This is a genomic window from Nakamurella deserti (assembly GCF_003260015.1).
In the GTDB taxonomy this organism is placed as follows: domain Bacteria; phylum Actinomycetota; class Actinomycetes; order Mycobacteriales; family Nakamurellaceae; genus Nakamurella; species Nakamurella deserti.
Genome location: NZ_QCXS01000002.1, coordinates 1,934,429 through 1,946,246 on the forward strand (window position 1 = coordinate 1,934,429; position 11,818 = coordinate 1,946,246).

9 protein-coding genes are annotated in these 11,818 nt (G+C 74.2%); 4 read left to right on the forward strand and 5 right to left on the reverse strand.

Translation table 11 applies throughout. The features are described 5' to 3' along the window. The first annotated feature begins 22 nt into the window (after positions 1 to 22). On the forward strand, positions 23 to 1,222 hold the full coding sequence (locus tag DB033_RS08805) for a polysaccharide biosynthesis protein (RefSeq protein WP_111766339.1): 1,200 nt from the start codon (positions 23 to 25) through the stop codon (positions 1,220 to 1,222). A gap of 37 nt (positions 1,223 to 1,259) precedes the next feature. Here the strand turns inward: DB033_RS08805 and DB033_RS08810 are convergent, their stop codons facing one another. Together DB033_RS08810 and DB033_RS08815 are read right to left on the reverse strand one after the other, a co-directional pair. Next, a complete protein-coding gene (locus DB033_RS08810) occupies positions 1,260 to 1,634 on the reverse strand; it encodes a DUF2304 domain-containing protein (protein WP_111766340.1) in 375 nt (124 codons plus the stop codon). Next, on the reverse strand, positions 1,631 to 2,347 hold the full coding sequence (locus DB033_RS08815) for a glycosyltransferase family 2 protein (RefSeq protein ID WP_111766341.1): 717 nt from the start codon (positions 2,345 to 2,347) through the stop codon (positions 1,631 to 1,633). Before DB033_RS08815 ends, DB033_RS08810 begins: the two co-directional genes overlap by 4 nt. Before the next feature lie 209 nt (positions 2,348 to 2,556). Between DB033_RS08815 and DB033_RS08820 the strand changes: the two genes are divergently transcribed. The 3 genes from DB033_RS08820 to DB033_RS08830 all read left to right on the forward strand — a co-directional run bounded on the left by DB033_RS08820 (position 2,557) and on the right by DB033_RS08830 (position 6,947). Further along, positions 2,557 to 4,257 carry a DUF2142 domain-containing protein gene (locus tag DB033_RS08820; protein WP_111766342.1) on the forward strand — a complete coding sequence of 567 codons (1,701 nt, stop codon included), beginning with the start codon at positions 2,557 to 2,559 and terminating at the stop codon, positions 4,255 to 4,257. 1 nt (position 4,258) lies between these two features. Then, on the forward strand, positions 4,259 to 5,563 hold the full coding sequence (locus DB033_RS08825; RefSeq protein ID WP_111766343.1) for a hypothetical protein: 1,305 nt from the start codon (positions 4,259 to 4,261) through the stop codon (positions 5,561 to 5,563). Between the two features lie 76 nt (positions 5,564 to 5,639). After that, positions 5,640 to 6,947: an acyltransferase family protein gene (locus DB033_RS08830; RefSeq protein ID WP_111766344.1), complete on the forward strand. Its 1,308-nt coding sequence runs from the start codon at positions 5,640 to 5,642 to the stop codon at positions 6,945 to 6,947. 93 nt (positions 6,948 to 7,040) lie between these two features. On the opposite strand, the gene DB033_RS08835 is transcribed toward DB033_RS08830, so the two are convergent. The 3 genes from DB033_RS08835 to DB033_RS08845 all read right to left on the reverse strand — a co-directional run bounded on the left by DB033_RS08835 (position 7,041) and on the right by DB033_RS08845 (position 11,818). Further along, positions 7,041 to 9,032, reverse strand: a complete 1,992-nt coding sequence (locus DB033_RS08835) for a hypothetical protein (RefSeq protein ID WP_111766345.1) — start codon at positions 9,030 to 9,032, stop codon at positions 7,041 to 7,043. Between the two features lie 168 nt (positions 9,033 to 9,200). After that, positions 9,201 to 10,289: a glycosyltransferase family 4 protein gene (locus DB033_RS08840; RefSeq protein WP_111766346.1), complete on the reverse strand. Its 1,089-nt coding sequence runs from the start codon at positions 10,287 to 10,289 to the stop codon at positions 9,201 to 9,203. Beyond that, a complete protein-coding gene (locus DB033_RS08845; protein WP_111766347.1) occupies positions 10,286 to 11,818 on the reverse strand; it encodes a glycosyltransferase family 4 protein in 1,533 nt (510 codons plus the stop codon). Before DB033_RS08845 ends, DB033_RS08840 begins: the two co-directional genes overlap by 4 nt.

Sequence of the window (11,818 nt, forward strand, 5' to 3'; positions counted from 1 at the left end):
CCGCCGGGGCGACGCGGGGTGGATGACCGCGGCCACCGCGGCCGTCGGGCTGTCGGGTTTCGTGTTCCTGTCGGTCGTCGGGCACGGCCCACCGGACCCGGCGGTCGCGGCGGCGCTGTCGTCGGTGTACCTGCTGAGCAACATCCTCGGCCCCGGCGTGTTCGTGGCGGTCGAGCAGGAGACGTCCCGCCGCGTCAGCGGCGCGGCCGGTGCCTCCGCCGCCGGCACCGGGCGGGCCGCGGCGGCGGTGGCGGCCCTGACGACCGCGGTGCTCGTCGCGGCCGGACTGCCCCTGACCGGTCCCGTCCTGGGTGGCGACCGGGGCCTACTGTTCGCCCTGCTGTGCTGCGTCGCGGGATCCGCGGCGGTGTTCCACACCCGCGGGGTCCTCGGCGGGCAGCGGCGCTTCCGCCGCTACGCCACGGGTCTGCTGGTCGACGCCGCGGTGCGGATCGTGGGCGTGCTGCTGCTGGCGGGCCTCGGCGTCACCTCCGGCGTGGCCTACGCGCTGGCCCTGTGCGCGGCGCCGGGCGTGGCCGCCCTGCTCACCCGGCCGCGGGCGGCGCCCGCCCGTGGTCCCGGCGACGGCTCCACGGTCGGCGGCGGGATCGGCCGGGCGGTGGCGTTGCTGCTGGTCGCGGCCCTGCTGGCGATGACGGTGGCCAACCTGGCGCCGGTGCTGGTCACCGCGGCGCTGCCCGCCGATCCCGCCCGGGCCTTCGGTTTCGCCTGCGCGCTGGTCCTCACCCGTGCGCCGCTGCTGCTCGTCGGCCCGCTGCAGGCGATGCTGCTGCCGGGGCTGGCGGCGGCCGCGGCCCGCGGCGAAACGGCGGTGGTCCGCCGCCGGTTGCACCGCGGGCTTCGGTGGACGGCCGGGCTCGGCGTGCTCGCGGTGGCCGGCGCGGCGGTCCTGGGCCGGCCGGTGCTCGGGCTGCTGTTCGGCCCTGACGCGGACGTGATGCCGGCGGCGACGGTGGCGCTGCTGACGGCGTCGGCGGTGCTGATGACGGCGGTCGCGCTGGTCCAGCCGGTGCTGGTCGCCCTCGGCGGGCACCGGGCGCTCGTCCTGGGGTGGGTGTGCGGCGCGCTGGTCTTCGCGGCGGCGTTCGGGGTGTCCGGAGCCGTCGGCGGGGACCCGGTCACGGCGGCGGTGACGGCCACCCTGGCGGCTCCGGTGGTCACGCTGACGGTCCAGCTCGCCGCCGTCCGGCGGCTCCACTGAGTCGGGGTCGACGGCCGAGCTCGACGCCGTCCGATGGCTACTGAGGTCTGGTCACCGACGGCTCGTCGGTCGCGGAGCCGGCCGGCGGTTCCGCGCGGTCCAGCGCGATCGTGCGGGCCAACCGGGCGAACCGCAGCTCCAGCGCCCGGAACCGCAGGTAGGTGCTGACCGCGAAGAAGCCGAACCCGACCACCAGCAAGTACAGCACCAGGTCGGTGCCGCGGCCGACCCCGAGCCGCTCGGCCAGCCAGGTCACGTCCTCCGGGCGGAGCACCGCGTACCCGGCGAACAGCAGCAGTGCCGCCAGCCCGAGCTTGGCCAGCGCGCCGCCGCGGTGCGTTCCGTGCAGTCGGAGTCCGTAGACGCCCAGCGCCAGCACCGCGAGCACGAGCAGGACGCTGATGACCTTCATGGGCGGACCTGCGGGACGCGGCGCCGGAAGGCGGTCTCGGTGACGATGTTGACCCCGTTGACCAGCGACTGGCCCTTCGACAGGGAGTACTCGGTGTAGACGATGTGCACCGGCTCCTCGACGACCCGCCAGCCGTGCGCACCGATCAGCCCGACGAACTCCGCGGCGTGGGCCATCCCGCCGCAGGTGAGGTCGAGGGCGTCGGCGACCCGGCGGTTGAACACCCGCAGCCCGTTGTGCGCGTCGGTGAGGTGCAGCCGGCGGCTCTGCGGACTGAGCGACGCCGCCGCCCGCAGCACCAGGCCCCGCAGCCACGGCACCTCGACGGGTTCCGCACCCAGGAACCGGCTGCCCAGGACGATGTCGGCCTCGTCGGTGCGCAGCCGCGCCAGCATCGCGACGACGTCGCAGATGCGATGCTGGCCGTCGGCGTCGAAGGTGACGAACCAGCGTGCCCCGGGCTGCGACCGCGCGTACTCGACGCCGGTCTGCAGCGCCGCCCCCTGACCCAGGTTGACCGGATGACGCACCAGGTGGGCGCCGGTCGTGCGGATGCGGTCGACGCTGTCGTCGGTGCTGCCGTCGTCGACGCAGACCACGTGCGGGAACACCTGCAGGGCGGCGGTGACCACGTCGGCGACGACCGTCGCCTCGTTGTGCACGGGGACGACGAGCCAGACGTCGGCGTTGCCGGCCGGTGCCGGTGCGCTCATGGTGTTCCTCCCTGCGGTCGGCTCGCCCGCGCGACCACGCAGCCGGTCCAGCTTAGGGCGGCTGCGGGGACGGACCCGGGAGGACGCCGCCGGGCCCCCTGCCGGCCGCCCACCGCCGGCCGTCCCGCCGCGACCCGACGGTCGTCCCCGGAGCTCCCCGTCGCCGCGTCGTCGCCGCCCGGGCCGGGACCGGATGCGACGATCGACCGATGCACCCGGACGCGACGGACCCCGCCGAGGTCGCGCCGCTGCCGTTGACCCCGGAGGCGGTGCGACGGGCCGAACGTGCCCGCCCGGTCTACCGGAACCTGTCGGCCCGGGCCGCCTTCTGGGCGGCCACCGCCCTGTTCGCACTGATCGGCACCATCTGGTCGCTGGCCTCACCGGTGCTGTCGGCGCCGGACGAGGCCGCGCACGCGATCAAGGCCGCCGCGGTCGTCCGCGGCCAGTTCCTGGGCGACGAGACCGGCCTGCCCGCCGGCCGCGGCACGGTCGAGGTACCGGCGCTGTTCGTCCGGGCCGCGGAGCTGCCCCTGTGCTATGCCCCCACCGGGCTCGGCGCGCTGCAGCCGGACGGCAGCCTGGCGCCGTCGGCCATCCCCGCGGCGTGTCAGCCGGAGTTGACCGGCGACCTCGACACGGTGGTCCCGGCGGTCACCTCGGCGGTGCGCTACAACCCGCTGTACTACCTGGTGGCGGGAGTGCCGAGCCTGTTCGGCAGTTCGATGGCGACGCTGTACTGGATGCGCATCGCCGGTGCGGTGGCGGCCGCGGTGCTGCTCGGGATGGCCGTGCGGACCGCCGCGGAGCTGGGCCGGTCGTTCTGGCCGATGGCGGCGCTGCTGGTGGCGGTCACGCCGACGGTGGTGTTCCTGACCGGCTCGATCAACCCGCAGGCGGTCGAGATCCCGGCGGCGGTCCTGGCCTGGACGGCGCTGCTGGCGTTGGTGCTCACGCCCCACCCGGCGTACGAGCACCGCCGGCTCGCCCGGCTGACCGTGGGGGTGGCGGTGGTGGCGAACGTGCGGGGTCTGGGCCCGCAGTTCGTCCTGGTCATCGTGGCGGCGGTGCTGCTGACGGCCCGCTGGGCGGTGCTGCGGAACCTGCTGCGACGGCGGCGCACCCAGGTCTACCTCGCGCTCACCGGGTTCAGCGTGCTGGTGGCGGTGGCCTGGAACCAGCTCAACGTCACGCTGGCCACCAACCCCGAGGTGCTGTTCCCGATGAACACCGGCGCCTTCATCCTCGACTTCGCCGTCGGCAAGACCGACGAGTTCATCCGGCAGAGCCTGGGCACGTTCGGCTGGCTGACCGCCCAGTTGCCGATGTGGTCCTACCTGTGCCTGGGCGCGGCACTGCTGCTGGTGATCCTGGTCGGGTTCGCGGCCGCCGGCGCCCGGGAGCGGCTGGCCATGGCCGGCGTCGGCCTGCTGGTGCTGGTGCTGCCGACCTGGGCCGAGTACACCCAGGCCCGCTACATCAACACGTTCTGGCAGGGGCGCTACGCCCTGCCGCTGGCGGTCGGGGTGCCGCTCATCGCAGGATTCGTGATGCGCCGCGCCGGCCGGTCGGCCGTCCCGGACGGGTTGAGCCGTCGGTTGCTGGTGGTGCTCGGGCTGGTGGTCGCCGCCCTGCAGACCGTCGCGGTGATCGTGGACCTGAGGCGCTACGTCACCGGGATCGGCCGGGACGCGACCTGGTTCAGCTGGCCCGACGACGCCTGGCTGCCGCCGGTGCACCCGTACCTGCTGGTGGCGGTGGACCTGGCCGTCGGTAGCGCGCTGGTCGCGGTGCTGGTCCGGGCCGCGAACCGGCCACCCACCCCGGTCGTCGCCGCTCCCACGCCGCCACCGGGGCCGCCGGCCGCCCCGGCGGCGCCACCGGCCCGCCGCGTCCCGGCCGGGAGCTGAGGTGCCCGGACCCACCTCCCGGGGTGTCACGCCGTCCGGGGCCGGACCGGTCGACGCACAGGACGCGCCCCCCGGCGTCCGTGGCACCTCGGAACGGTCGACGGCGCACAGCCCCGACTGGCCGCCGCTGACGCTGCGCGTCGCGCTGCAGGCCGTCGTCACCGTGCTGCCCTGGTGGATCGGGTCGCGCCTCGTCGCGGGCCTCGCCCTCCTGGCCGCCGAGCACGGCTGGACCGCGCCCGGGATGTCCGGCGAACCGCGGTACGGCGTGTGGGACGTCGGCTGGTTCCTGCACATCGCGCAGTACGGCTACGGCTTCGTGGACGCCGAGACCGCGTACGGGGCGCCCGCGTTCATGCCGTTGATGCCGTTCGTGATGCGCTGGGGGGGCGTGCTCACCGGCAGTCCACTGCTGGCCGGCGGGATCGCGGCCAACGTCGGGGCGTTGATCGGCGCGGCGGCGCTGTACCACCTGACCCGGATGGGGCTGGTCCGGGGCCGTCCCGGCAGTCACCTCGCCGGGGTGTTCGCGGCGGCGTTCCTGCTGATGTCGCCGTTCGGGCTGCCGCTGTTCCTGGCCTACACCGAGCCGTTGCTGCTCGCGGTGGCGGTCCCGGCCTGGATCGCCGCCCGCCGGCAGGTGTGGTGGCTGGCCGGGGTGCTGGCGTCGGTCGGAGTGCTGGCCCGGGTCACCGGGGTCTCGGTCGGCTTCGGGATCGGCGTGATGTGGTTGATCGCCTGCTGGCCGCGGGACGGCGCCCGGGGCCGGGCCGCGGTCGCCCGGTGGCTGCGGCGGCTGCTGAGCGTGCAGCTGCTCTGGGTGGTCCTGCCACTGCTGACCTACCTCGCCTGGACGGTGCGGCTGTACCAGCTCACCGGCCGCTGGGACGCCGTGGCCTACGCCCAGCGCACCATGTGGTTCCGGGAGGTCGTGCCGCCCTGGGAGGGGTTGCGCAACACCGTCGACGCCTTCGACGCACCCCTGGGCTACATCATGAAGCGCGAGTTCGCGGCCACCCTGGTCGTGGTGGTGCTGGTCGTGGTGCTGCTCTGGCGGCGGATGTGGCCGGAGTCGGCCTTCGTCGGATCGGCCTGCCTGGTGTTGTTGTGCAGCTCACTGTGGGGGTCCAGCATCCGCGGCCTCACGGTGATGTTCCCGTTCTGGATGCTGGTCGGCGGCGCCGCCGCCTGGCTCGCCGGGCGCGGCCGCAACGGGTCCGGATGGGTGTGGATGGTGCTGGCCCTGCTCACGCTGGGGCTGTTCTGGGTGGAGCTGCTGATCGCCAACGGCGCCTTCGTGGTGTGACCGCAGGGCCCGGCGGGGGCCCGCGGAGCGCGTCCGTCCCGCCGTGCACCGTCCGGAGCGCCTAGGGTTTGCGACCATGAGCACGGTGTCCGAATCCCCCGTCGTCACCCCCGCGGGACTCGCCGTCCCCGAACGCAACAGCTTCGGCGGCCGGTTCGAGTTCCTCGACGCCATCCGTGGGATCGCCGCGATGCTGGTGGTGGTCGAGCACATCTTCGAGCAGTACTTCCCGGCCTTCGGCGAGTGGAGTCTGACCCACTTCCGCTTCGGCGAATTCGGCGTGACGGTGTTCTTCCTGGTCAGCGGCTACATCATCCCGGCCTCCCTGGAACGGCGCGGGTCGCTCAAGGAGTTCTGGGTCGGCCGGTTCTTCCGGCTGTTCCCGCTGTACTGGGCGTGCCTGGTGGCGATGCTGGTGCTGCACAAGCTGGACCTGTACCGCGGTTTCAGCGCCGCCTACCTCGACGGCTGGGTGGGCTTCACCGCGATCAACGCGACCATGCTGCAGAACTTCGCCAGCACCCCGCTGGCCATGGGTCAGTCGTGGACGCTGGCCTACGAGATGGTGTTCTACATCGTCGTGTGCGTGCTGTTCGCGGCCGGCTGGCACAAGCGCTCCGTGGTCTTCGCCACCATCGGCCTCACCGTGTCGATGCTCATCGGCAACCGCCTGGCCCCCAGCCCGCTCGGTGACATGAGCCAGAACCGCTGGTTGCTGCTGATCGCGATGGTCGCGCTCGCGGTCGGCGTCGGCGCCTTCCTGGCCCGCGGCCGCGGGATGCGCATCGCGCTGATCTGCGGCGTCATCCTCGGTGTGGTCGCCCTGGGCCTGTTCAACCGGCCGGAGCCGACGTTCACCGCCGCGTTCTTCCTCGGCACCATGTTCTTCGGCAACTGCGTGTTCCGCTGGACCACCGGCATCCTGTCGACCCGGGCGCTGCTGATGCTGACGATGCTCGCCTTCATCGCCATCGTCGTCGCCCAGGAGCACGACTGGAGCCCGTGGCTGGCCCCGGTGCCGGAGATCAACGGCGCCTTCCACCTCGCCGAGGTGCTCACCTACGGCGGCGCCTACGTCACCTTCTTCGCGGCGTTCCTGTACCGCGACAAGGGCTACCCCGGGATCCTGCTGTGGCTCGGCCGGATCAGCTACTCGCTGTACCTGGTGCACTCGGTGGTGCTCTACACCGTCCCGGAGATCCCCGGGCAGCCGCTGGCCACCGCGCTCGTCACGATCGCCGCGACGGTGGTCGTGTCCTGGCTGACCTACCGCTTCATCGAGCAGCCCGCCATCGACCTGGGCCGGGCGGTGACCCGGCGGATGCGCGGCCGGGAGCAGCCCGCCACCCCCGAGCAGGCCGGCATGGTGCCGGGCGGCCGCTGACCCCGGTGCGGCCCGGCACGGACCCGGTGACGGCGCCCTGCCCGCCGGGTGCCGACCCCGTCCGCCGACACCCCCGGGTGTGCGGTGGTGGGGTCAGGGCAGGGAGATCCGGGTGACCGCCACGTTCGGGTCGGTCAGCATCAGCTGCACGAAGGCGTCCCGCTCCTGCGGTGTCGTGCGCGCCTGCACCTCCGCGGCGACGGCGGACAACGGGAAGTAGCGCCACCGGCCGTCCGGTGAGACGACGGTCGGCTCGCCGACCTCGGCGGCCAGACCGGCCTGCAACGCGCCACCCCCGTCGGGGGTGGCGCCGGAGTCCAGCACGACGCCGGTGAACCCCATCTCGGCGGCGGCGGCGGTCAGCTGGTCGGGCGGCAGCTGGTTGACCGCCAGCGGCCAATCGGTCCGCGGCCGGCCCTTGACACCGCCGCCGCTCCACCGCAGCGACTCCGACAGCAGCGACAGCTTCACGACATCGGAGTCCAGCGCGTTGAACAGCTGCGGCGACTCGGGATAGGCCATGAACGGCACCTGGAACAGCATCGCGTCCGCCCCGGCGGTGGCCGTCACGTCCGCGACGAACGCGTTGTCGGACTCCCAGGCGCTGCGCGTCTCGGCGTACCGCGGGATGGCCCAGCTGGTCGACTGGTCGAAGACCCCGATCACCGCGACGAGCCCCGCGACGGCCCAGCGCAGCGGGAGCAGCACCGGACGGCGCCGGCGGGCCAGCACCCGGACCCCGGCGTCCACGGCCAGGCCGGTGAGGGCCAGGCAGGCGATGGCGATCAGGATGGACATCCGGTTCCATCCGCGCAGCCCTGCCGACAGCGTCGACAGAATCGTGCCGAGCCCGCCGACGGTGGACAGCAGCACCATCAGCAGCACCAGCACCGACAATGCGGTGGTCATCGACCGACGGGCGGTCGTCGGCCGGGCGGTGCCACCCAGCCCGCGGGTCGCGGCCGCGAAGACCACCGCCAGCGCCATCAGCAGGCCCACCGCAGCCACGAATCCCAGCGTCGGCTGCTCGGAGGGCAACGGGTACAGGGCGTCGTAGTCGGCGCGCAGCCGTTCCAGCGCCGGGATGCGGTGGCCGGGGGCGGGCAGCAGCAGCGACACGATTTTGAGCGCGTACACCTCGGGATCGCCCGGCGGCCGTTCGAAGCCGACCGGGTTGTCGCCCTGGGCCCGCGCGTACAGCAGGTCCGGCAGGATGTTGAGCACCACCGCCACCATCAGGACCGACCCGGCCACGGCGGCGCCCACGAAGCGCCCGAACGCCCGGGTGCGGATCAGCGCCATCAGGCCGGCGACGCCGATCAGCACCGCGGTGAACACCGCGTAGTACGCCGCGGACGTGGCCAGCGCGACGAGCCCGACGAGGAGCAGCAGGTTGCGCACGTCCAGCAGCCCGCGCGCCCGTCGTCGCAGCGGGCCGTGACCGGCGCCCGCCCACAGCCCGCGCCCGCGCAGCACGGTCAGCGCGGTCCACACCCCGACGGGCACCAGCCAGTAGCCGGACAGGTAGTAGTGGGTCTCGCCGCGGATCCAGTGGTAGGGCGCGACGGCGAAGAGGATGCCCATCGCCACCCCCACCGGCCGGGACACCCCGCACCGACGGACGAACCACAGCCCGGTGACCGCGGCCAGCGGGAAGCCCAGCAGGAAGTACAGGTTGAACACCACCGGCCAGCTGTCGGTGAACCAGCCGGCGACCTTGGCGAAGACCAACGGGAGGTTGTCGCCGAACGGATAGTCGTGATAGCTCTGCCCGAACGGTGCGCCCAGGTCCGGCTGGTTCTCGTACCAGCCCCACTGCATGGTCGCCTTCACGTGCGCGGCGGACGACACCGCGTCGCCGCCCCAGTTGAACGGCACCGCGAGGTCGGCGTCCCACAGGTGCATGGCTGCGGCGGTCGCGGCGAGGCTCCCGACCACCGCGGCGAGGTAGGCCGCCGCGGACCGTCGCGCGTAGCTGCCGGACGTGCGGCGCGGCCGGCCGGCGGCGGGCGAGCTGCCCGGCCCGCCGGTTCCGGAGGTTCCGTCGTCGGCGGAGCCCGGCAGGTCGCGGAGGGTCGCGGTCACGGAGGCCTTTCCTGGTCGCATGGGCACGGCGGTCGACGGTCCGGGTGCGGGCGGCACGTCGCGGGCCGTCCACCGCCCGGCGACAGGCCCCGGACCGCCCGCCGGTCGGGCGCTGTCCAGTCTGGCCTGCTCACCGTCCCGGCGCACCCTGCCTCGCCGGGGAGCCCGTCACCGGGCGGCCAGCGCCGCCCGGTAGGCGGCGACGGTCGCGGCGGCGGTACCGGCCCAGGTGAAGCCCGCGGCGCGGTCCCGCCCGTGCTCGCGCTGTTCGGGCGTCCGCGGCGGCGGGTCGGCGAGCGCGGCGGCCAACGCGTCGACGTCGTCCAGGGTGACGAAGGTCGCCGTCGTCCCGAGCACCTCGCGGTGCACCGCGATGTCGCTGGCGATGACCGGCGTGCCGGCGGCGAGCGCCTCCAGCGGGGTCAGTCCGAAGCCCTCGTAGCAGGCCGGGCAGACCATCGCCCGCGCCCCGGCGACCAGGGCGCGCAGCTCGGCACCGCCGCGGTAGCCGAGCAGCACCGGTGGCCGGTCCCCGGCGGCCGGGAGCTCGTCGGGGCCCCAGCCCTGCGGGCCGACCAGCGCCAGCTGCGGCACGTCGTGCCCGGCGGCCGCCGCCTGCCGGTACGCGGCGAGCAGCCAGGACAGGTTCTTCCGGGGCTCCCGCGAGCCGACGAACAACAGGTAGTCGTCGGCGAGCTCCGGCGGCCGCGCGGGCCGTGGATCGGGCGCGTCGAACCAGTCCGCCCCGACGCCGAGCAGGGTCGGGCGCACCCGCTCGACCGGCAGGCCGTAGGCGTCGCGGACCTCGCCGGCGACGGTCTCCGACGGCGTCACCACCAGTGCCCCCCGGGACAGCGCGGCGGGGACCAGCTCCCGGTAGCGCAGCGACGCGGCGGTCACCAGCTCCGGGAAGCGCAGGTAGGTCAGGTCGTGCACGGTGATCACCGTCGCCGCCCGCCGACCGGCCGGCGGGGCCACGAAGTTGGGTCCGTGGACGACGTCGACCCTGCCGGTCAGCAGGGTCACCGGCGGCTGCGCGGTGTGCGACCACAGCGCGTGCAGGGCCATCGCCGGCACCGGCACCCGCCGGACCGCCACCCCGGGCAGGCGCAGGGTGCGTGCCCGCAGCGACAGCTGCAGACCGATCAGCTCGGGCGGGTCCGGCACCCGGGGGATCTCGTCCAGCAGCTGGGCGAGGTAGGTGCCGATGCCCGTCCGCGGGCCGGCCAACGGGTTGACGTCGACCGCGACCCTCACCCGCGCGGCTCGCCCGTCCCGGCCCCGGCGCCCGCGTCGACGTCGGCTCCCGCGCCGGTGTCGGTGTCGGTGTCGGTGCCCGCGTGGACCTCCGACTCCAGTTCACGCACCCGGGCCTGCAGGGTCGCGACCTGGTCGGTGAGCACGCCGACCATCTTGTCGGTGCCGATCTTCTGCAGGTTGAGCTGGTGGGCGACCTCGCGGCTCTCCCACACGGTCAACCGACGGACCACCTTCTTCAGGTACGACCGGGCGCCGGTGCCCGCGGTCGACGGCAGCAGGAACGCCGGCACCGGCGTCAACCTGGCGACCAGGGCACGCGCATCCGGCTCTCCCGCGGGGCCGACGCCGGGCGCGGCCGCGTCGACGGCCCCCAGCGGGCCACCGCGCACGATGGACGCCCGCGCGGTCAGTTCGGCCTGCAGCCGCTCCCGGAACCGCTCGCCGGGCGCCGGCCACGGCCGGCCGAGGTCGGAGGTGTCGACCACCCGGGCCGGGACGACGCCGTTCGGCGCGTCCAGACCGGTGCGCCCGGCGAGCCGGGCGGCCATCGCGGCGGCCAGCTCCGCGTCGTCGCGGACGATCATCACGTCGGTGCTCCTGGCCGCCTGGTCCTTCAGACCGCCGACGTCGGTGGCGATGACGGGGGTGTCGTACAGCCGGGCCCGCTCGATGACGCCCGACGACCAGATGGCCCGGTACGGCAGCACCAGGCAGTCGGCGGCCACGATCCAGCGGTCGAACAGCTCGTCGCTGACGTAGCCCTCCCGCAGTTCGGTGCCGGGGGTGTGCTCGATCTGCTCGCGCAGCGTCTCGAGGTAGGCCTTGAAGCCGGGCTCGTCCACCCTCAGCGACCCGACCACGTACAGCCGGGCGTCGGCGGTGGCGAGCTCGCCGAACGCGGTCACCGCCCGGTCGAAGCCCTTGTGCGGCTGGATGAAGCCGATCGACAGGAACACCTTCGCGTCGGCCGGCACCCGCAGCGTCCGCCGGGCGGCCGCCTTGTCCACCGAGGTGTAGCGCTGGAAGTCCTCGCCGTGGTCGGTCAGCACGACCCGCTCGGGCTTGACCCGGAAGGCGGCGATGAAGTCGTCCCGCTCGCCCTCGCTGTGCACGACGATCTCGTCGACCTGCGACCACATCAGCCGGGTGGCCACCGCGGCCGGCGAGAGGCCACGGCCGGTGCGGTAGTCGATCTCGTGGAGCCGGACCTCGACGTACGTCGCCACCCGGAACGCCGCGGTCAGCGCGGCGCTGATCATCGCGCGCTCCTTGGCGGGCGCGCCGATCGGATAGAAGAAGTCGGGGTGGAACTGCACGATCACCCGGTCGTAGCCGCCGACCCGCTTGGCCAGCGCGGCCGCGCCGCGGGCGCCGACCAGGTTCAGGTGCATGTGCGCCGCCGACGGCCCGGGCGACAACACGGTCACCTCGTGGCCCTGGGCCCGCAACGACATCACCGTCTGCACCGCGTAGGACGCGATGCCGTCGCGCAGCGGCGGATACGGCGTCACCATCAGGATCTTCAC